The 21,390-nt window shown below is 70.4% G+C and carries 17 protein-coding genes; 6 read left to right on the top strand and 11 right to left on the bottom strand.

Annotated elements, in window-relative coordinates:
• Positions 1-46 precede the first annotated feature (46 nt).
• A complete protein-coding gene (locus tag ACTJKF_RS06820; RefSeq protein ID WP_440622797.1) occupies positions 47-721 on the top strand; it encodes a MarC family protein in 675 nt (224 codons plus the stop codon).
• A gap of 174 nt (positions 722-895) precedes the next feature.
• Here ACTJKF_RS06820 and ACTJKF_RS06815 read toward each other — a convergent pair whose 3' ends face one another.
• The 4 genes from ACTJKF_RS06815 to ACTJKF_RS06800 form a co-directional block, all read right to left on the bottom strand.
• Positions 896-1,762 (bottom strand): lysostaphin resistance A-like protein, encoded by an 867-nt coding sequence (locus ACTJKF_RS06815; RefSeq protein WP_440622796.1) that lies wholly within the window; start codon positions 1,760-1,762, stop codon positions 896-898.
• Between the two features lie 113 nt (positions 1,763-1,875).
• A complete protein-coding gene (locus ACTJKF_RS06810) occupies positions 1,876-2,532 on the bottom strand; it encodes a VC0807 family protein (protein ID WP_440622795.1) in 657 nt (218 codons plus the stop codon).
• Between the two features lie 231 nt (positions 2,533-2,763).
• The gene (locus ACTJKF_RS06805; protein ID WP_440622794.1) at positions 2,764-3,828 is read right to left on the bottom strand and encodes a 2,3-butanediol dehydrogenase; all 1,065 of its coding nucleotides are present in this window, start codon (positions 3,826-3,828) and stop codon (positions 2,764-2,766) included.
• A gap of 516 nt (positions 3,829-4,344) precedes the next feature.
• A complete protein-coding gene (locus ACTJKF_RS06800; protein WP_440622793.1) occupies positions 4,345-5,538 on the bottom strand; it encodes a GNAT family N-acetyltransferase in 1,194 nt (397 codons plus the stop codon).
• A 207-nt stretch (positions 5,539-5,745) separates the two neighbouring features.
• Here ACTJKF_RS06800 and pdxR point away from each other — a divergent pair, with 207 nt between their 5' ends.
• Positions 5,746-7,218: a MocR-like pyridoxine biosynthesis transcription factor PdxR gene (gene pdxR / locus ACTJKF_RS06795; RefSeq protein ID WP_440622792.1), complete on the top strand. Its 1,473-nt coding sequence runs from the start codon at positions 5,746-5,748 to the stop codon at positions 7,216-7,218.
• 123 nt (positions 7,219-7,341) lie between these two features.
• Here pdxR and ACTJKF_RS06790 read toward each other — a convergent pair whose 3' ends face one another.
• Positions 7,342-8,595, bottom strand: a complete 1,254-nt coding sequence (locus tag ACTJKF_RS06790) for an MFS transporter (protein ID WP_440622791.1) — start codon at positions 8,593-8,595, stop codon at positions 7,342-7,344.
• Between the two features lie 160 nt (positions 8,596-8,755).
• Between ACTJKF_RS06790 and ACTJKF_RS06785 the strand changes: the two genes are divergently transcribed.
• Positions 8,756-9,628, top strand: a complete 873-nt coding sequence (locus ACTJKF_RS06785) for a LysR family transcriptional regulator (RefSeq protein ID WP_440622790.1) — start codon at positions 8,756-8,758, stop codon at positions 9,626-9,628.
• 262 nt (positions 9,629-9,890) lie between these two features.
• On the top strand, positions 9,891-11,483 hold the full coding sequence (locus ACTJKF_RS06780; RefSeq protein ID WP_440622789.1) for a trypsin-like peptidase domain-containing protein: 1,593 nt from the start codon (positions 9,891-9,893) through the stop codon (positions 11,481-11,483).
• A gap of 103 nt (positions 11,484-11,586) precedes the next feature.
• Here the strand turns inward: ACTJKF_RS06780 and ACTJKF_RS06775 are convergent, their stop codons facing one another.
• The 6 genes from ACTJKF_RS06775 to cobA all read right to left on the bottom strand — a co-directional run bounded on the left by ACTJKF_RS06775 (position 11,587) and on the right by cobA (position 16,762).
• Positions 11,587-12,285, bottom strand: coding sequence for a fumarylacetoacetate hydrolase family protein (locus ACTJKF_RS06775; RefSeq protein ID WP_440622788.1), 699 nt, complete (start codon positions 12,283-12,285; stop codon positions 11,587-11,589).
• 142 nt (positions 12,286-12,427) lie between these two features.
• Positions 12,428-13,369: a helix-turn-helix transcriptional regulator gene (locus ACTJKF_RS06770; RefSeq protein WP_440622787.1), complete on the bottom strand. Its 942-nt coding sequence runs from the start codon at positions 13,367-13,369 to the stop codon at positions 12,428-12,430.
• An 82-nt stretch (positions 13,370-13,451) separates the two neighbouring features.
• Positions 13,452-14,051, bottom strand: a complete 600-nt coding sequence (locus tag ACTJKF_RS06765; RefSeq protein WP_440622786.1) for a uracil-DNA glycosylase family protein — start codon at positions 14,049-14,051, stop codon at positions 13,452-13,454.
• Positions 14,052-14,181: 130 nt separating this feature from the next.
• Complete coding sequence (locus ACTJKF_RS06760) at positions 14,182-15,225, bottom strand: CmpA/NrtA family ABC transporter substrate-binding protein (protein WP_440622785.1); 1,044 nt, start codon at positions 15,223-15,225, stop codon at positions 14,182-14,184.
• Between the two features lie 5 nt (positions 15,226-15,230).
• Positions 15,231-15,824, bottom strand: a complete 594-nt coding sequence (locus ACTJKF_RS06755) for an ANTAR domain-containing response regulator (RefSeq protein ID WP_440622784.1) — start codon at positions 15,822-15,824, stop codon at positions 15,231-15,233.
• A gap of 164 nt (positions 15,825-15,988) precedes the next feature.
• Positions 15,989-16,762: a uroporphyrinogen-III C-methyltransferase gene (gene cobA / locus ACTJKF_RS06750; RefSeq protein ID WP_440622783.1), complete on the bottom strand. Its 774-nt coding sequence runs from the start codon at positions 16,760-16,762 to the stop codon at positions 15,989-15,991.
• A 661-nt stretch (positions 16,763-17,423) separates the two neighbouring features.
• On the opposite strand from cobA, the gene ACTJKF_RS06745 reads away from it, so the two are divergent.
• Positions 17,424-18,749: an MFS transporter gene (locus tag ACTJKF_RS06745; protein ID WP_440622782.1), complete on the top strand. Its 1,326-nt coding sequence runs from the start codon at positions 17,424-17,426 to the stop codon at positions 18,747-18,749.
• Positions 18,750-18,769: 20 nt separating this feature from the next.
• Positions 18,770-21,358, top strand: coding sequence for a nitrite reductase large subunit NirB (nirB, locus tag ACTJKF_RS06740; RefSeq protein WP_440622781.1), 2,589 nt, complete (start codon positions 18,770-18,772; stop codon positions 21,356-21,358).
• Positions 21,359-21,390: the final 32 nt, after the last annotated feature.

Below are 21,390 nucleotides of genomic sequence, written 5' to 3'. Positions count from 1 at the left end.
CGGCCTTGACCGTCGCCGGCCCAGCCCCGACCGCTTCCTCGCCCCGATGATCGTCAACCGCCTTATCTCCGAGATCCTGTTCGGCTTCACCGGCCTGATCGGCATCATCAATCCGATCGGCATTGCGTTCCTGTTTCTCGAACGCACCGAGGCGCTGACCGAGCACGAGCGGAACCTGCTCGCGAAGAAGGTGGCGTTCAACGGGTTCATCGTGTTGCTGGTGGCGTTTTTCGTCGGCACGCCGGTGCTGCATTTCTTCGGGATCTCGATGGAAGCGCTGCGGATCGGTGGCGGCTTCGCGGTCGCCGTCGCGGGCTGGCAGATGCTGAACGAGCCGGACGGTCCGGCGGGCGGCGGCGATACGCCGATCAAGCCGATCGACGCGAACGCGATCATGACGCGCGCGTTCTTCCCGCTGACCGTGCCGCTGACGGTCGGCCCCGGCTCGATCGCCACCGCGATCGCGCTGAACGCGAACCGCACGCACAAGCTGTCGGAATTCATGCTGTCGAGCATCGTGTCGATCGCGGTGTCGGCGCTCGTCGCGGTCGTCATCTGGCTGACCTACAGCCGCGCGGCGCTGCTGTCGCGCTATCTCGGCATCGAAGGCACCAAGGTCGCGAAGCGCGTGTCGGCGTTCCTGCTGCTGTGCATCGGCGTGCAGATCATGCTGACCGGCTTCTCCGAATTCCTGCAGCCGCTCGCCGACCAGATCAAGTAAGCGGCGCGTCCTTCCACGCACGACCGGGCGCGGCGCAACGCCGCGCGTCCGGAGCGCCGGTTGCGCTGCGCGTCGGCGCGGCCGTCGGCGTCATGTCGGCGCGTCAAGCCCGCGGTTCCGGCTCGTCGGCGCGCGCGACCCGGCAGGGCTGCCGGCGGGCGCGGCGCACGGCGTTCAGTGCGCGGCGGCGAGCATCGGGTAGGTGAACAGCCCGAAGTGGATCGCGTTCAGCCCCGCATGCGCGAGCGCGGACGCGAGCAGCCCGCCGCGCCGCCATGCCAGGCCGTAGCCGACGCCGGCCACCGTGCCGAGCACGATCCAGGGCCAGCCGCCGGCGGCATGCGCGGCGCCGAACAGCACCGCGCCGCTCGCGAGCGCGGCCCACGGCCCCCAGCCGAACCGGCCAAGCACGCGCGTCAGCCCGCCTTGCACGTAGCCGCGGAACAGCGCCTCCTCGGCGAGCGTCACGAACAGCACGTTGTTGACGAGCCACATCCAGCCCGACGCCGGCCATTTGGGCGCCCAGCCGACCATCCCGAACGCGAGTGCGCCGGCCAGGCAGGCCGCCGCCGTCGCGACGGCCGCCACGGCGCCGGTGCGCAGCGCGCGCGCCGGCGGGACGTCCGGCGCGACCCATGGCAGCACCCACAGCAGCCACAGGCCCACCAGCGGTTTGTCGAAATTCAGGTACATCGTGAACGGCACGGCGTCCGGCGTGAAGCGCGTCGGCTCGATCACGCGCGGATTGTGGAAGCCCGGGATCAGGTGCAGGCTCAGCGCGATCGCGAGTGCGGCAAACACGACGTGCGCGACGATCCGCACCGCGCGCGGTCGGCCCGGCGCGACGCCCCAGGCGGCGGCCGCGAGCAGCGCGAACGGCGCGAGCACGATCGGCGACAGCTTGCCGAAGACCAGCGCGCCGGCATAGCCGAGTGCGGCGAGGGCGATGCTCGGGCCGTGCAGCGGGCGGTGCCACGCAAACGCGGCGGCCGCGAACAGCGCGAGCCAGATCGTGGCGCACGGGAGAAGCGAGAGAGACATGGGGCATGCACGGGGCGAACGAGACGCCGCGCATCATACCCCAGCGACCGTGACAGGCCGCGTGGCCGGCCGTGCCAGGCGGGGCGGGCCGATGCGGCCGATGCGGCCCACACTCAGCGGCCGGCGATTTCGGTGACGCCGTCGCGGGTCGGGATGTCGACGCGGTTGCGCTCGCGCATCCGCCGCCGGTACCAGAAGGTCCACAGCATCAGCACGCCGAACACCGTGTAGCCCATGATCGGCGACACGACGAGCACGCGCTCGACGGGCCACGTGACGACCATCCAAAGGCGCAGCAGCATCTCCAGCGTCATGCACGCGCCCCAGACGAAGGTCATCAGCCGGAGCATCTGGCGCAGCCCCGGCTGCTCGGCCCAGACCGTCTCGAAACGCGCGGCGCCGCCGGTCATCTCGCGGGCCACCGTCGCCCGCGCGAGATAGAAGATCAGCGGGCGATCGCGGAACAGCGACAGCAGGAACACGACGCCGATCGTGCCGGACGCGAGCGATTCGCGCATCAGCAGGGTGCGCGCGCTGCCGCCGAGCGCCATGCCGGCGATCGACAGCGCGATGCCGAGCAGCACGATGGCGGCCACCGCATCGACGCGGCGCGAGCGGATGAATTCGATGACGGACCAGATGATCGGCGGGATCGCCGACGCGTACAGCGCGCCGGTTTCGCCGAAATACGGATGCGCGACCCGGTAGGCGACCCAGGGCAGCAGCAGGTTGACGACGAGTTCGAGGATCAGGCCGGCTCGTGGTTTCACGGAGGCGGGCGCGCGGGCGGCGCGCGGGGCAGTGAGGTCGCTTCGAGTATATCGAAGTCGGACCCCGCGCGTGGCGGGCGGTGCGCCGTTGCATGCACACCGAAAGCGGGCGAGGCCGCGCGCCGGCCGGGCGACGGGGCCGAATCAGGGCCGTCCGCCAGGTGGCCCGTCGCCGCCCGGCCGCACCCGGCCGTCACGCGCCGGTCACGGCACCGCCACGGCAGGGCTCCGTCACGCGGTCGCGGGCTGGACGATGATCTTCACGTTCCGGTCCTTGTGGTTGACCAGTTCCTCGAAGCCGTGCGTGACGATGTCGCCGAGCGTGATCCGCCCGGTGATCAGCGGCTGCACGTCGATGCGGCCGTCCGCGATGAAGCGGATCACGTCCGCGAATTCGCCGTTGTACGCGAGCGAGCCGATGACTTCCTTCTCGGTCGACACGATGTCGAAGAAGTTGAACGGCGTCGGCTCCTCGAAAATGCCGACCATCACCGATTTGCCGGCCTTGCGGATCACGTCGATCGCGAGCTGCGCGGTGGCCGTGTGCCCGATGCATTCGAACGACACGTCCGCGCCGTAGCCGCCCGTCAGCGCCTTGATTTCCGCGATCGCGTCGGACGCCTTCGGGTCGATCACGACCGTTGCGCCGACCTCCAGCGCCTTCTCCTTGCGCGCGGCCGACATTTCCAGCGCGATCACGCGCCCGGCGCCCGCGGCCTTCGCGCACATGATCGTGCACAGGCCGATCGTGCCGGCGCCGACCACGACGACCGTCTGGCCGACGATGTTGCCGGCCTTCTTCACCGCATGCAGCCCGACCGCGAGCGGTTCGATCAGTGCGCCGGCCTCGGTCGGGAAGTCGTCGGGCAGCTTGTACAGGAGCTCGGCCGGCACGTTCACGAATTCGGCGAACGCGCCGTTGTTCATCAGCCCGGTGAACGCGAGGTTCTCGCAGATGTTGTAGAGCCCGTGCCTGCAATACCAGCAGGTGCCGCAATGCTGGCATGCGTCGGCCGTCACGCGCTCGCCCACCGCGAAGCCGGTCACGCCGGCGCCGAGCGCCGCGATTTCGCCGCTGAACTCGTGGCCGAGGATGCACTGGCCCTTCAGGCCCGTCAGCGGATGCGGCGCGTCGACGGGGATGAATACGGGGCCGGCGACGTATTCGTGCAGATCGGAGCCGCAGATTCCGCACCAGTGCACGCGGATCTGGACCCAGCCGGCCGGCGGGTGCGCCGGAACGGGAACCGCTTCGACGCGGATGTCGTGGCGGCCGTGCCAGACGGCGGCTTTCATGCTGGGTGCGGGGTTCGGTGCCGGTGTATTCACGTTGCTGTCTCCGTCAGGTTGTCGTCGGGCGCGCGGCAAGGGGCCGGCGCGTCCGTCGCGCGATTGCGCGAGCGATCGACATGCAGGAATGGGGCCAGCTCGAACGGCCGGCTGCGCGGCAACGACGCAGGGCAGGCAGTGTGCGATGCAGCAGCCCGCCGTGCGTTGATGGCAGGCGGGGCGATGCGCGTCGCGCGGGGAATGTGCTGCGATCGCGACGCCGGGGGCGCGTGAGACGCCGCGACATTTGTCTCACCACGACGAGACGGAGCGCGAGACGCCCGGCTCAGGCGCGCCGGCGCCGTGCGAGCCCATTGCGGTGATCAGCGAAACGCATCGTTGCACGCGTTTCCCCGTTACTTGAAGTTAACTTCAATTTGTATCATCTGCGGCAGTCCGGTCGTGCGTGGTGTTCCGGCCGGTGCTGGCCGAAACCGGCCGACGTGACGGACTGGACGCCGCTCGGCCGGCCACGTTACCGCGTTACTTCAGGTCCTTCCGGTACTGGATGAACCCCGCGTTGTTCGCGAGCTTGTCGTACAGCGCGCGGGCGGTCGTGTTGGTGTCGTGCGTGAGCCAGTACACGCGGCTCGCACCGGCCTCGCGGGCCCGCTCGTACACGGCCTCGATGAGCGCGCCGCCCGCGCCTTGTCCGCGTGCGCCGGCTGCCGTGAACAGGTCCTGCAGATAGCAGTACGGGCCTTCGGTCCAGCACGAGCGGTGGTAAATCGCGTGCACGATGCCGACCAGCACACCCGCCGCATCGAATGCGCCGAGCACGAACATCGGTTCGTCCGGATCCATCAGACGCGCCCACGTCGTCGCGAATACGGCGTCGCTCAGCGTGGTGTCGTAGAACTTCTGGTAACCCTGCCACAGTGGCCGCCATGCGGCTTCGTCGGCCGCCACGAGCGGCCGGACGGTGACGCGCGTCGCGTCGTTCGCGCGGCCGGCGGCGTCGCGCGCCTGCGCGTGGCGGATCGCGACGAGCGACGCGCGCTGCGCGCCGTCGGCGTCGAAGTTCTCCGGCGCGAGCCACGCTTCGAACGCGGCGCGCACGTCCGGCCATTCGCCGTCGACGATCGAGAACCACGCGGTGTCGCGATTGCGGCCCTTGTAGACGAGCGCCTGCCGGAACGTGCCTTCGTACCGGAAGCCGAGCCGCGCGGCGGCCTTGCGCGACGGTTCGTTGAGATCGTCGCACTTCCATTCGTAGCGCCGGTAGCCGAGCGTGTCGAACGCGTACTTCATCAGCAGGTACTGCGCTTCGGTCGAGATCGGCGTGCGCTTGAGCAGCGGCGAGAACGTGACGGAGCCGACCTCGATCACGCCATTGGCCGGATCGATGCGCATCAGCGCGAGCGTGCCGACCGCCCGGTTCGTCGCGCGGTCGATCACCGTGTAGTGCAGCGGATCGGCGCTGGCGGCCGCGCCGCGCGCGTAGTCGCGGTAGCCCGATGCGTCGGCGTACGGCCCGTGCGCGAGATAGGTCCAGTCGCCGCCGTCGGGCGCCTGCGCGTAAGCGGCGTACAGGTCGGCGGCATGGCGGTCGGCGTCGAGCGGTTCGAGGCGGCAGTAGCGGCCCTCGAGCACGATGCGCTCGGGGCGCGGGCGCGCGGACCAGTCGGAAACGGGGCGGCCGATGGGCTGCTGGAAGGCGTTGGTGAGCGTGGACAAGGTCGATCTCGCTTCGGTTGGCGCCGGCGACATGCCGGTATGCAGACGATCGTAGTCCCGGCGAGGTACCATGAGAAGCGCCAGACCATCGCAAATTTATGGTGCCACGAGGATGCCGCAATGGTGCCGCGAAGGTGCCTTGAAAGCGCCGGGTCAGTGCCCCGATCGATGCGCCATCCACCGAAACTGCCAGGCCGCGACAACCCGATGACGACTGCCTTTTCCTCCGGCGCCACGCCGCCGTTGCCGCTCGACGCGCCGCTCGCGCGCACGGCCGGCGCGCCTTCGTTGCAGCGGCAATTGCTGCGGCGCGTGCGCGACGCGATTCTCGGCGGCGCGATGCCGGCCGGCACGCGGCTGCCCGGCACGCGCGCGCTGGCCGAGACGCTTGGCGTGTCGCGCAACACCACCGCGGCCGTCTACGAGCAGCTCGTCGCCGAAGGCTTCCTCCAATCCGATCGTCGCGGCACACGGGTGGTCGGCCTGTCGCGGCCGGCCGCGCCGCGCAGGCGGGCCGCGCCGCCGGCCGTCGCGCAACGGCTCGGCCGGATCCGTCCGAGCCTGATCGGCACCGGCGAGTCGGAGGGCTTCCGGCCGGGCGTGCCCGCGCTGTCGCATTTCCCGGTGGACGCATGGCGGCACGCGATCGACCGCGCGCTGCGCCGTGCCGGCCGCGAGCTGCTCGCGTATGGCGACCCGCTCGGCGAGCGCGCGCTGCGCGAATCGATCGCGCGCCATCTGGCCGTGACGCGCGGCGTGCGGTGCGATCCCGAGCAGATCGTGATGACGGAAGGCGCGCAAGGGGCGATCGCGCTGTGCGCGCAGTTGCTGACGAACCCGGGCGACACGGTCTGGGTCGAGGAGCCCGGCTATCGCGGCGCGCGCAGCGCGATGCAGGCCGCCGATCTCGACGTCGTGCCGATGCCGGTCGACGCGGAGGGGCTGTGCGCGGAGGAAGCGGACTGGCGCGAACGGACGCCGCGGCTCGTCTACACGACGCCGTCGAACCAGTTCCCGACCGGCGCGGTGCTGTCGATCTCGCGCCGGCTCGCGCTGATCGACGCCGCGCGCCGGCATCGCGCGTGGATCATCGAGGACGACTACGACAGCGAGTTTCGTCATACCGGCGAGCCGATCGGCGCGCTGCACGGGCTTGCGGCCGATTCGCCGGTCGTCTATCTCGGCTCCTTCAGCAAGACGATGTTTCCGGCGCTGCGGATCGGCTTTCTGGTGCTGCCCGACGCGCTGCTGGCTGCGGTGCGGCCGGCGCTGCCGGAGATGCTGCGCGGCGGGACGCGCCACGTGCAGCTCGCGCTCGCCGATTTCATCGAGACGGGGGAATACGGGCGGCATCTCGGGCGGATGCGCCGGCTGTATCGCGACCGGCGGCGCCTGCTGCTCGCCGCGCTGGACGACGCGTTCACCGTGCCGCATCAGGTCGAGGGCGGGCCGTGCGGGCTGCATCTGACGCTGCGGCTGCCGGCGCGTTATCGCGACCGCGCGATCGTCGAAGCGGCGCGCGCGCATGGCGTCGGGCCGTTTCCGCTGTCGGGGTTTTCGATTCACGCGACGTCGGCGGCCAACGGGCTCGTGCTCGGGTTCGGCAATACGTCGGCCGATGCGTTCGCGCCGATGCTGCGGACGTTGTCGACGATCGCGCATCGGGTGGCGGGCGATTGAATCGCGTACGCACCGGTGCGATGGGCCGGCCGCCCCGCGGCGCGCAACCGGTGTGGCGACCCGCGCATCGCGGGATGGCGCCGGCGGTCGTGCGACCAGCCGGTACGACCGATCGGGAAGGCGTTACCGCAGGCGATCCGCCCGCATGATGCGGCGAGCGCACACCAGGCTCAGCACCAGCAGCGCCGCGACATACGCGGCCACCGCGCCCCACGCGCCGTGTTGCCAGAACGTGCCGCCGACCGAGCCGAGCACGCTCGACCCGAGGTAGTACGCGAGCAGGTACAGCGACGCGGCGTGCCCCTTCGCGGAGCCGGCAAGGTGCCCGACCCAGCCGCTCGCCACCGCATGGGCGACGAAGAAGCCGATCGTGATCAGCACGATCCCGACGATGATCGCGACGAGCGAATGCGACAGCGTCAGCGCGAGGCCGGCCGCGAACACGACAATGCCGCTGACGAGGACGGGCGCCCGCCCGAGACGATCGGCGAGCGCGCCCGCGCTCGACGACGACACCATCCCGAACAGGTAGGCGCCGAAGATCAGCCCGCATGCGCTCGCGCTCAGGTTGAACGGCGCGGCCGTCAGCCGGAACCCGGCGTAGTTGTATACGGTCACGAACGAGCCCATCACGAGGAAGCCGATGACGAACACGAACGGAAGCCGCGCGTGATGCAGTTGCGCGTTCCATAGCCGCAGGTGATGACGCAGCGTCAGGTCGGTTCGCTTCACGAAGCGTCGCGACCGCGGCAGCAGCATCACGAACGCGATCGCCGCGACGAGGTCGACGACGCCGATCGTCAGCATCGCGGTGCGCCACGAGAAATACTCTTCGAGCGCGCTCATCCCGATTCGCCCGATCATCCCGCCGAATGCGGTGCCGCCGACATAGAGTCCCATCGACAGGCCCAGCCCGTCGGACGCGATTTCCTCGGCCAGATAGGCCATCGCCACCGCCGGAACGCCGCCGAGCGCGAAACCCTCGAGCGCGCGCCAGACCAGCAGCAGGTTCCAGTTCGGCGAAACGGCCGCCAGCAGGTTGAACAGTGCGGCCAGCGTCATCGACGCGAACATCAGCCCGCGCCGCCCGACGCGTTCGGACAGTGCGCCGGCGCACAGGATCGAGACGGCCAGCATCCCGGTCGACAGCGACAGGGACAGCGAGCTCGACGCCGCGCCGATATGGAATTCGCGCGCGAACGCGGGCAGCAGCGGTTGCACGCAGTACAGCAGCGAGAAGGTCGAAAAGCCGGCCAGGAAGAGCGCCAGCGCGATGCGCTTGTAGGCCGCCGAGCGCGGCGACACGCCGGCGGGCAGCGCATCCGGCGCCGCGTTCGGCACGTGACGCACGGCAGGCGAAATCGCGGGAGAAGACATGGTTTGCACCCGATGGGTCAGGGGATACCCGAATTCTTGCGCACGCTCATGCATATGTCCAATATATGAAAGAAACCGTGGCGATACGTTTTGCGACTGGCCTGAAGGGCTGCGTGAAGGCGCCGTATCGCTTACCTCCATCCCTGGGATCACCTACCGTATGGAACTTCGGCATCTCCGCTATTTTCTGGCCGTGGCCGCCACGTCGAACTTCACGAAGGCCGCCGAAACGCTCGGCATGGGGCAGCCGCCGCTGAGCCAGCAGATCAAGGCGCTCGAGCGCGAACTCGGCGTGGAACTGTTCAAACGGACCGCCCGCGGCGCCGAACTGACCGTGGCCGGCGAGGTGTTCGCGGAAGAGGCGCGCCGCGTGCTCGACGACGCGGAGCGCGCGGCGCGGGCGGCACGGCGGGCCGCCCGCGGGGAAATCGGGCAACTGCGCGTCGGTTTCACGGGGACGGCGGCCTTCAATGCGAAAGTGGCCGACCTGCTTCGCCGCTTTCGCGAAGCGTTTCCGGACACGGAGCTGACGTTGCAGGAGGCGACCTCCGGCGTGCTGTTCGAGGCGCTGGAGGCCGGGCGGCTCGATGTCGCGATCGTGCGTCCGGAGCGCCGTATCGCCGATACGTTGCGGGCAGCGGACTGGGACGAGGAACCGATGTCGGTCGCGCTGCCGGTCGCGCATCGGCTCGCGCAACGGCGCCGGATCGATCTGGCGGAACTGGCCGACGAGGCGTTCGTGCAGGTGCCGCGTGAAGCCGGCAGCGCGCTGTTCGACGACATCGTCGCCGCGTGCAATGCCGCCGGGTTTCAACCGCGCATGGGGCAGCCCGCGCCGCAAATCACGTCGGCGGTGACGCTCGTCGCGGCCGGGCTCGGCGTGTCGATCGTGCCGCAGGCGATCACGCAGGTGCAGGTCGCGGGTGTCGTGTATCGGCCGGTCGCGGATAACCGGCTGCGCGCGCGGCTGGCGATCGCGTCGCGGCGCGATGATCCGTCGGCGGTGGTGCGGAATTTTCTTGCGCTGGCCTGATCGCGCGACGGTGGTGCGGTACGCGTTTCGGGCACGTGCATCGCATGCAATTCGAGGTGAATATTCCGATTGACGAACCGCGAACTTTGCCCGGAATGAACGCTGTCGCGGCTCTGCCGCAATACGGCCGTCCGGCATGCGGGTTTCGAATCGTATATTGCGCGACGCAGCGTGGACTATAAATGGATGGGTGTACCGGTGCTTGTCGGGCGTCCGCGCGTCTCGTGCGGGACGTCGCCGCGATTGCCGGGGGAGGTGCACCTTGGTTCGCAACACGCTTGCTCGCGCCGTGCTTCGCACCGCGTTGATCGGGGGCGTATTCGCCGGCATTGTGCCGTCGTCGCCGCCCACCGTTGCCGCGACCGTCGCGCCGCCCGCCGCACCACCCGTCATGAAGAGCAGGCCCGTCGCCCGGCCTTACTCGATGCCGGTCGATTTTCCGGCGATCGTCGACCGCTACGGCCCGGCGGTCGTGACCATCATGACCGCCGCGCCCGACCAGCAGGCCGGCGGCCCGTCGTTCGCCATCCTCGATCCCGACGATCCGCTCGCCGCGTTCTTCCGCCGCGGCGCGCCGCCTGCGCCGCCACCCATGCCCGGCCAGGGCCCGCAGGCGCCGGCGCCCGATACGTCGCCGCGCGCGATCTCGGGCAGCGGCTCAGGCTTCATCGTCAGCGCGGACGGGATGATCCTGACGTCCGCGCACGTGGTTGCCGACGCAACCGACGTCACGGTGCGGCTGGCCGATCACCGTGACCTGAAGGCGACGGTGCTGGCCGTCGATCCGCAGAGCGACGTCGCCGTGCTGCACGTCGACGCGACGAAGCTGCCGGTCGTGCGCCTCGGCGATTCGGCGCGGATCCGCGCGGGCGAACCGGTGATGACGATCGGCGCGCCGGACGGCTCGGGCGACACGGTCACGGCCGGCATCGTCAGCGCGACGTCGCATGCGCTGCCGGACGGCAGCCCGTTTCCATTCTTCCAGACCGATATCGCGGTCAATCCCGACAATTCGGGCGGCCCTGTGTTCAACCGCGCGGGTGACGTGATCGGCATCGCGGTGCAGGTCTATACCGGCGCCGACCGCTACGCGAGCACGACGTTCGCGATTCCGATCGCGCTTGCGGCGAAGGTGCGTGCGCAAGTGCAGGCGCAGATGCGTGCCAACGCGCAGGCGCAGCGCGCGTCGTCCGGCGATGCGCTGGGCGTCGACGTGCAGGATGTCGGTGCCGGGCTGGCCGCCGCGTTCGGGCTGCCGCGTCCGGCCGGCGCGCTCGTCAACGGCGTCGATCCCGGCTCGCCGGCTGCCGCGGCCGGCGTGAAGCCCGGCGACGTGATCGTGCAGTTCGGCGGTACGCCGATCGGCCGATCGGCCGAGCTGAACGACCTCGCTGCCGCATTGCCGCCCGGCGCGAGGGCGCCGCTGCGACTGATCCGCAATCGCACGCCGATGATGCTGACGGTCACCGGGGCGGGGGCCGGGCCGGGCGACGCGATCGACAACGCGGCCGGGGCCGGCAGCGCAGGCACGGTTGGTGCTGCCGGCGCAGCGGGCGTGGCGATTGCCGCCGCCGCCCGGCCGGCCGACACGGGCGATCGGCTCGGGCTGACGATGCATGCGCTGAGCGATGCGGAACGGCGGTCGACGGGGCTCGCGGTCGGGATGATGGTGGATGCGGTGCACGGGCCGGCCGCGAGCGCGGGCATTCGGCCGGGCGACGTCGTGCTCGAACTCAACGACACGCTGCTCGAAACGCCGGACGACGTGCAGGCGCTCGAAGCGCGCGGCGGCGTGATCGCCGTGCTGATCCAGCGCGAGAACGCGCGCAAGTTCGTGTCGGTGCGGGCGCGGTAGGGCGCGGTAGGGCGTTGACGGGTATCCCGATCCGGTACGACAGGTTTGCCGCCCGGCTCGGTCGTGGGCGACGCGACGCATGCGTCCACGCCCATGCGATCCGTTACGGCTTCGCGCCCACCACGAACTCGAACGTCGCGACGCCATCGACGCCGCCCGTCACGCGATCGCCCGGCTGCAGCGCGCCGACGCCGGCCGGCGTGCCGGTGAAGATCAGGTCGCCGGCCTTCAGCTCGACCGAGCGCGACACATACGCGATCACGTCCGGCACGGCCCAGATCATGTCGGCGAGATCGCCTTGCTGACGCGTTTCGCCGTTGACCGCGAGCCAGATCCGGCCGCTTGCCGGATGGCCGGTGGCGGTCGCCGCGCGCAGCGCGGTCACGGGGCCCGACGCGTCGAAACCCTTCGCCCAGTCCCACGGCCGGCTCAGCTTCTTCGCTTCGGCCTGCAGGTCGCGGCGCGTGAGGTCGACGCCGACGCCGTAGCCCCACACGTGCGTCAGCGCGTCGGCCGGGTCGATCGACCGGCCGTCCTTGCCGATCGCGACGACCAGCTCGATTTCATGATGAAGGTCGTGCGTCAGCGGCGGATACGGAACGGTGCCGCCGGCCGGGACGATCGCGTCGGCCGGCTTCGTGAAGAAGAACGGCGGTTCGCGGTCGGGATCGGCGCCCATTTCGCGCGCGTGGTCGGCGTAGTTGCGGCCGACACAGAACACGCGGCGCACCGGAAAGCGCGCGGACGACTGTTCGACTTCGACGGAAGGACGCTCGGAAGCGTCAATGACGTATGCGGACATCGGAAGGCCTCGTTCGATGGAAGGACGGACGCCGGCGCCCGCGCTCGCGGCGCAGGCCGGCATGGATGGAACGATACCCGACGCATCCGTGCCCGAATGCGACGCACCTGCGCTTTTACCGGACAAAACTACGCGGACAAAACTACGCGTCGCCGGCCGCGGGCACGTCGTCGGTGTCCGGCAGCGCGGCGTTCGCGTCGCGGTACGCCTTCGGCGACACGCCGACCCGCGCGCGGAAGCGCCGCGCGAAATACCCTTCGTCGCGGAAGCCGACCGAGCGCGCGATGTCCGCGATGCGCCGGCTCGTATGCGCGAGCAGCGACTGCGCGAGCGCGATCCGGCGCTCGGTCACGAGATCGGTGAAGGTGCTGCCGGTTTCCTTGCGCACCAGGTGCGCGAGGTAGTTCGGCGACAGGAACGCGGCCTCGGCGGTGGCCGCGAGCGTCAGGTCCTCGCGGGTCAGGTTCGCGCGCACGTGGCGCAGCACGCGCGCGAGTGCGTCGCGCCGGCCCGCGCGCTGGGCGCCGCGCTGCGCGAGCTTGTCGAGCGCGCCCGCGTACTGCGTGCAGACGAGCCCGATCAGCTGCAGCAGGAAGCCGCGCAGCAGCGTGGTCGAGCCGAAGGTGCGCACGCGGTCGGCGTCGAGCATGCACAGCGCGAGGCGGCGCGCCTCGTCGAACGCATCGCCGGTCAGGATGAAGTCGAGATGTTCCTGGAATCGGAACGGCGTCAGCTCGGGAAAGCGGTGCGCGGGCACGTCCTCGAGATCGAGCGGATCGACGTCGAGATCGGCACGCAGGAACGCCTGGCTGAAGTTGATCACGATGAAGTGCGCGCCTTCCGGATGCGGAATCAGGTGCTCGCGGTGCGGCAGCACGAACGCGAGCGCGCCGCGCGGAAATGGCCGCGTGACGCCGCCGATCCGCTGCTCGGTATCGCCGCCGAGGTTGAACTGGATCTGGAAATAGGCGTGCCGGTGCGGCTCGGTGATCGCCTGGCGCGACGCCTGGTCGCGGATGTAGAAATCGAGCCGGTCGCTGCGTTCGGGCATCCCGTACAGGCGCGGCGGGGCGATGGAGGGCATGAAGGATTCTGCTGTTGGTGACGCGGTGGAGCCGCGATGGTACAGCGAACCGGGCGCGGCCGGAATCCGCCGGGCACGCGCGTCAGCCGGCCACCAGCGGCGCGACGCGCCGGCGCAGTTCGGGCACGACTTCGGCATCGAACCACGGATGGTGCTTGAACCACGACTGGTTGCGCGGTGACGGATGCGGCAGCGGCAGCACGCCGGGGCCGTAGTCGCGCCAGGCCGCAACGGTATCGGTCAGCGTCGCCTTGCGCGTGTCGCGCAGAAAATGCCGCTGCGCGTACTGGCCGATCAGCAGCGTCAGCCGGATCGACGGCAATTCGGCGCGTAGCCGGTCGATCCACAGTCGCGCGCATTCGGGGCGCGGCGGGTTGTCGCCGCTCGCGCCGCGGCCCGGGTAGCAGAAGCCCATCGGCACGATCGCGAAGCGCGTTTCGTCGTAGAACGTGTCGGCGTCGACGCCGAGCCAGTCGCGCAGCCGCTTGCCGCTCGCGTCGTCCCACGGGATGCCGCTCGCATGGACGCGGGCGCCGGGCGCCTGCCCGACGATCAGGATGCGTGCGTCGCGATGGGCGCGCACGACGGGACGCGGGCCGAGCGGCAGGTCGGCTTCGCACGCGCGGCACGCGCGGATTTCGGTGAGCAGCACGTCGAGCGGCGTGCGCGTGGGTTTCGGCATCGATTCTGAACGGGGACGGAAGGGCGGCACGGGTACGAAGGCGTCCGGCCGGCGCATCGCGTCAGGCGTTCCGCAGCGCGCGGCAGCGCGCGGTGCGGTGCCCGGCGGCTCCGGCATCCCGTGTCGAGTTTCACGTACCCGCCGAACCGCCTTCGGCGATCGCAGCATCATACAACGCAGTCTGCGCGATCGCCGCGGCGATCCCCGCGTCGTCGTGCGACCCGTCGAGCATGCCCCAGCGCCGGTATTGCGCGAGAAACCACTGGCCTTCGTGCGGATCCGGCCGGTTCACGGCGCCGCCGTCGTGGAAGCGGATCGGCAGCGGCGGCTGCGCGAACGGCCCCGCGCCGTAGTCGCCGAGCAGGCGCGGCGCGATCAGCCGCGCCGGCACGCCGAGCGCATCGGGCGACGCGAGCCAGCCGGCCGCGTCGCGACGATGCGCGGCATCGTCGAGCCACGCGCACGCATCGACGAGCGTGCGGATCAGCGCGCGCGCCGTGGCCGGATACAGCGCGCCGAAATCGCGCCGGGCGGCGAGTACCTTCTCCGGATGATCGGGCCAGATCTCGCTGGTGACGGCGACGGTCCGGCCCGCGCCGCACGCGTCGGCCACCGCGTGCCATGGCTCGCCCGCGCAGAAGCCGTCGAGTTCGCCGCTCGCGAGCGCCGCGACCATCTCGGGCGGCGGAATCACGACGCTGCGCACGTCGCGCAGCGGATCGACGCCGTGCGATGCGAGCCAGTGGTTCAGCCACATCGCGTGCGTGCCGGTCGGGAAGGTCTGCGCGAGCAGCGGCTTGCGGCCGAGCGTCGCGAGCGCCGCGCGCACGTCGCCGCTTGCGCGGTACGCGTCGGCGAGGCCGCGGGCGAACGTGATCGCCTGGCCGTTGCGGTTCAGCACCATCAGCGCGGCCATGTCGGCCCGAGGGCCGCCGATGCCTAGCTGCAGGCCGCACACGAGCCCGTACAGCGCATGCGCGGCGTCGAGTTCGCCGGTCAGCAGCTTGTCGCGCACGGCGGCCCACGACGGCTGGCGGCTCAGTTCCAGCGTCAGGCCGTGGCGCGCGCCGAGGTTCAATTGCTGCGCGACGATCAGCGGGGCCGCGTCGCTGAGCGCGACGAACCCGACACGAAGATGCGCGCGTTCCGGCGCGGCGGGAGGCGAAGTGTTCATGGCGGTCATGGAGAGGGCGCGTCGAGCAGTTGCCGCGCGACGTCGACGATGCGCAGCCCTTGATCCATCGCGCGCTTGCGCAACTGCGCATACGCGTCGTGCTCGGACAGCTTGCGCTGGTCCATCAGCAGGCGCTTCGCGCGATCGATCAGCTTGCGTTCGGCGAGTTCGCGCTCGACGTCGGCGAGCCGGCGGCGCAGCGCATCGTCGTGCGAGAAGCGCGCGAGCGCGACTTCGAGAATCGGCGCGAGACGCTCGGCCGACAGCCCTTCGACGAGATACGCGCTGACGCCCGCGCCGACCGCCGCGTGAATCAGCGCCTGGTCGGCGTCGTGACTGAACATCAGCACGGGGCGCGGCGCGGTCGCGTGCATCACGGCCAGTTGCTCGAGCGTGTCGCGCGATGGCGAATCGGTATCGATGATCACGACGTCGGGGCGCTGCTCCTCGACGGCGGCGGGCAGGCGCGCGGGCGTCGCGACGTCGTTCAGCATCTCGTAGCCGAGCCGCGCGAGCGCGTCGCCGAGCTCGCCGATCGGCTTGTCGGTATCGGTGACGAGCAGCACGCGCAGGCGTGCGGGCGGAGCAGGCGAACTCATGACGCGAACGGGGGCGGACAGGCTGGAATGCAAGGCGATGAACCTGGGCGCGGGGCGCAAGCGCGGCGCGTCCGGAGCCCGGATGCGATCGCCCGGCAGCCCGCGCGAACGCGGCCGCCGTGGTCGGGAAGGGCGTGCGAACGGGGTCGCGCGATGACGTGCATTCAGGCGGCCCGGGACAGTGACGCTTCGCATGCGACGTCGGTTGCCGGGGCCGCGCCCAGCACGGACGCTTCGCCAATCGCCCCGCCGACCAGGATCACGGCCGGGCTGCCGAGCCGCGCGGCGTCGACGCCGTGTGCCAGGCCGCCGAGCGTGCCGGTCCAGCGGCGTTCGTGCGGCGTGCCGGCCCATTGCACGGCGGCGGCCGGCGTCGCTGCGGGCAGCGCGGCGAGCAGGCCCGCCGCGAGGCTGTCGACGCGGCTCATCCCCATATAGATCGCGAGCGTGGTGCCGGTTGCCGCGAGCGCCGCCCAGTCGGGCTCGCCGTGATCCTGGCGATGTGCGGTGACGAACGTGACGCCCTGGCAATGCTCGCGATGCGTGAGCGAGATGCCGAGACTCGCGGCGGCCGCGAATCCCGACGAGATGCCGTTGATGATCTCCACCGGGATCGCGGCGGCGCGCAGCGTCGCGAGTTCCTCGCCGGCGCGGCCGAACAGCAGCGCATCGCCGCCCTTGACGCGCACGACGTGCGCGCCGCGCAGCGCGTAGCGGCACATCAGCCGCTCGATGAAGGCCTGCGGCGTCGAGCGGCAGCCGCCGCGCTTGCCGACGCGGATCACGCGCGCCTGCGGCGCGAGTTCGACGATGCCCGGCGCGACGAGATCGTCGAGCAGCAGCACGTCGGCGGCGGCCAGCGCCTTCGCGGCCTTCAGCGTGAGGAGATCGGGGTCGCCCGGGCCGGCGCCCAGCAGCGTGACTTTGCCTGTCGTCATGTCGTGCTCCAGTGCCGCGTGCGGGCGGCGGTCGATTGCGTGTCGTTGCGCGGCGGCGGCGGGCGGTCGAAGCGACCCCGGCATCGGCCGTGCCGCGCGCGGCGGGGATGTCGTTGTCCTGATCGGCTGCGCCCGCCTGCGACGGCGGGCCTGCTTTTACGGGGACTGCCCACCGGCGCCGTCGCCGGTGTGATGCACGGTCATCAGCAATATCCGGGCCACCCGACACGATGCGCGGCGGTGGATCGCGCGAGCGCGGCCGCAAGCACCGCGCGGCGGCGGTGCGCCCGCACGCGAGCGCCGCGCGTCGTGCCTTGCAATGCCGCATCGGTGTGCATCGCGCGCTGCCGGTGCGCACCGCGATGTCGCACGCGGACAGTGCTGCATCGCACCAAGTCTGTGCCTTGTCGCCCCGCGCGCAGCGTGCCGGCGCGCGGCGTGTGGCCGCCGCCGAGCCTTGCGCAGCGGGGCCCACGACGCAATTCCGGGCGACATGGCACGGTGCTTGCGTAAGCTCCTTCGGGCGGATCAACGGCGATTCGTTCGCAGCACCGATTACTGACGTGCCCGGCAACGGGCTTCATGGGCAACGGCGTCCTGTGCATCGGGTCTCTCGACGAGACCGGGTGCGCGGGACGCCGTTTTTCGTTTGGCGGATGACATGACCGGCAAAGCCACCCGTATCGATCTCTTCAGCTTCCGCACCGCGCCGATGCGCGCGTTCCACCTGACGTGGATGGCGTTCTTCGTGTGCTTCTTCGCATGGTTCGCATGCGCGCCGCTGATGCCGCTGATCGCGCGCGAATTCCATCTCACCGCGGCGCAGGTCGCGAACATCAACATCGCCGCCGTGATCGCGACGATCGCCGTGCGGCTGCTGGTCGGCCCGATGTGCGACCGCTTCGGCCCGCGCCGCGTGTATGCGGGCCTGCTGCTGCTCGGCGCGATTCCCGTGTTCGCGGTGTCGTTCACGCATGACTACCTGTCGTTCCTGATCTGCCGGCTCGGCATCGGCGCGATCGGCGCGGGCTTCGTGATCACGCAGTACCACACGTCGGTGATGTTCGCGCCCAACGTGGTCGGCACCGCGAACGCGACGACGGCCGGCTGGGGCAACGCGGGCGCGGGCGCGACGCAGGCGCTGATGCCGCTGCTCGTCGCGGCCGGCCTGATGCTCGGTTTCGGCGACGACGCGTCGTGGCGCATCGCGCTGATCGTGCCGGGCATCGCGATGCTCGCGATGGCCTGGGCGTACTGGCGCTTCACGCAGGATTGCCCGCAAGGCGATTTCGTCGCGCTGCGCAAGCAGGGCGTGACCGTCGACAGCGGCAAGAAGGGCGGCTGGGCGAGCTTCTTCGCCGCGTGCGGCAACTATCGCGTGTGGATGCTGTTCGTCACGTACGGCGCGTGCTTCGGCGTCGAGGTGTTCATCCACAACGTCGCCGCGCTGTATTACGTCGATCACTTCAGGCTGTCGCTGAAGGACGCCGGCTTCGCGGTCGGCCTGTTCGGGCTGCTCGCGCTGTTCGCCCGCGCGCTCGGCGGCTGGCTGTCGGACAAGATCGCCGCGCGCCGCAGCCTCGACGTGCGCGCGACGCTGCTGTGCGCGCTGATCGTCGGCGAAGGGCTCGGGCTGCTGTGGTTCTCGCATGCGCAAGGCATCGGCATCGCCCTCGTCGCGATGCTGACCTTCGGCCTCTTCACGCACATGGCCTGCGGCGCGACCTATGCGCTCGTGCCGTTCATCGACCGCAAGGCGCTCGGTGGCGTCGCGGGGATCATCGGCGCGGGCGGCAACGTCGGCGCGGTCGCCGCGGCCTTCCTGCTGAAGGGCATCGGCGACGTGCAGCACACGCTGAGCCTGCTCGGCCTGGCCGTCACCGCGACCGCGCTGTGCGCGATGGCCGTGCGCTTCAGCGACGAACACAAGGCCCGCGAGGCCGAGCTGCGCGACCGCGCGCTCGCCGCCGGCAACGCCGCCAACTGACAGACCGAAGGAACCTCATCATGAAACTCATCGTCATCGGCCACGGGATGGTCGGCCACAAGCTCCTCGAATGCGTCGCGGCCCAGGGCGGTGCGGCAAGCGCGCTGCAGGTCACGGTGCTCGGCGAGGAGCCGCGCCCGGCGTACGACCGCGTGCATCTGTCGGAATTCTTCGCGGGCAAGTCGGCGGACGACCTGTCGCTCGTCGAACCCGGCTTCTTCGAACGTCATCCTCACTTCGACCTGCGCCTGAACGCGTGCGTCGCGTCGATCGATCGTGCCGCGCATACGGTCACGCTCGTGTCGGGCGAAACGCTGGCCTACGACAAGCTCGTGCTCGCGACGGGCTCGCGTCCGTTCGTGCCGCCGATGCCGGGCCACGATCGCGCCGGCTGCTTCGTGTACCGGACGATCGAGGATCTCGAAGCGATGCAGGCATGCGGCACGCACGCGAAGCGCGGCGTGGTGGTCGGCGGCGGGCTGCTCGGCCTCGAATGCGCGAAGGCGCTGCGCGACATGGGGCTCGACACGCACGTCGTCGAATTCGCGCCGCGGCTGATGGCCGTGCAGGTCGACGACGGCGGCGGCCGGATGCTGCGCGCGAAGATCGAGGCGCTCGGCGTCACCGTGCATACGGGCAAGAACACGCTCGAGATCGTCGACGGCGAAGCAGGCACGCACCGGATGGCGTTCGCCGACGGCTCGCATCTCGATGCGGACATGATCGTGTTCTCGGCCGGCATCCGCGCGCGCGACGAACTGGCCCGCGCGTGCGGCCTGGACATCGGCCCGCGCGGCGGCGTCGCGATCGACGACGCGTGCCGCACGAGCGACGCCGACATCTACGCGATCGGCGAGTGCGCGGCCTGGAACGGGATGGTGTACGGCCTCGTCGCGCCGGGCTACGACATGGCGCGCGTCGTCGCGAAGCAGCTCGGCAATGCCGCGGGCGACGCGAACGATGCGACCGCATTCGCCGGTGCGGACATGAGCACCAAGCTGAAGCTGATGGGCGTCGACGTCGCGAGCATCGGCGACGCGCACGGCGCGACCGCCGGCAGCCGCACCTACCAGTATGCGGACGAGCGCCGCCAGGTCTACAAGAAGCTGGTGGTGTCGGACTGCGGCAAGTTCCTGCATGGCGCGGTGATGGTCGGCGACGCGGCCGAATACGGCACGCTGCTGCAGATGATGCTGAACCGCATCGAGCTGCCCGAGTCGCCGGAATTCCTGATCCTGCCGTCGTCGGACGGCGCGGCCAAGCCCGCGATCGGCGTCGACGCGCTGCCGGAAGGCGCGCAGATCTGCTCGTGCAACAACGTGTCGAAGTCGCAGATCTGCGCGGCGGTGGCCGACGGCGCGACGAGCCTCGGCGCACTGAAGTCGTGCACCGGCGCGGGCACGTCGTGCGGCGGCTGCGTGCCGCTCGTCACGCAGATCATGAAGGCCGAGATGAAGAAGCAGGGCCTCGCGGTCAACAATCATCTGTGCGAGCACTTCCCGCATTCGCGCCAGGAGCTGTTCCACCTGATTCGCGTCGAACGCATCACGACCTTCGGCGAACTGTTGCACAAGCACGGCCGCGGGCTCGGCTGCGACGTGTGCAAGCCGGCCGTCGCGGGCATCCTCGCATCGTGCTTCAACGAGTTCGTGCTGAAGAAGGAGCACGCGGGGCTGCAGGACTCGAACGACTACTACCTCGCGAACATCCAGCGCGACGGCACGTATTCGGTCGTGCCGCGCATGCCGGGCGGCGAGGTGACGCCGGAAGGGTTGATCGCGGTCGGCCAGGTCGCCCAGAAGTACGGTCTCTACACCAAGATCACGGGCGGCCAGCGCGTCGACCTGTTCGGCGCGCGCGTCGAGCAGCTGCCGTCGATCTGGGAGGAACTGATCGCGGCCGGCTTCGAATCGGGGCATGCGTACGGCAAGTCCGTGCGCACCGTGAAGTCGTGCGTCGGCTCGACGTGGTGCCGCTACGGCGTCGACGATTCGGTCGGCCTCGCGATCGACATCGAGAACCGCTACAAGGGCTTGCGCGCGCCGCACAAGATCAAGTTCGGCGTGTCGGGCTGCACGCGCGAGTGCGCGGAAGCGCAGGGCAAGGACGTCGGGATCATCGCGACCGAGAAGGGCTGGAACCTGTACGTGTGCGGCAACGGCGGGATGAAGCCGCGCCACGCGGAACTGATCGCGTCCGACCTCGACCGCGCCACGCTGATCCGCTACATCGACCGCTTCCTGATGTTCTACGTGCGCACGGCCGACCGGCTGCAGCGCACCAGCGTGTGGCGCGACAACCTCGAAGGCGGGCTCGACTACCTGACCGACGTCGTCGTGCACGACAAGCTCGGGATCGCGGCGGAGCTCGAGGCCGACATGCAGAACGTGGTCGACACCTACGAATGCGAATGGAAGAAGGCCGTCACCGATCCGGAAACGCGCAAGCGCTTCCGCCACTTCGTGAACAGCGACGCGCCCGACGCGACCATCGCGTTCGTCGAGACGCGTGGCCAGATCCGTCCCGCGACGCCCGACGAGCGTGTGGGCGGCAAGCCCGTGGCGATTCCCGTCGTCGCCGAATCTGCAACCGAAGCCGCAACCGTCTGATCCCGACCGACACCAGCGTCTTTTTCCAAGGA

Origin of the sequence: Burkholderia sp. 22313 (assembly GCF_052045245.1) — a bacterium.
Lineage (GTDB): Bacteria > Pseudomonadota > Gammaproteobacteria > Burkholderiales > Burkholderiaceae > Burkholderia.
This window is presented reverse-complemented; position numbering and strand designations above follow the sequence as displayed.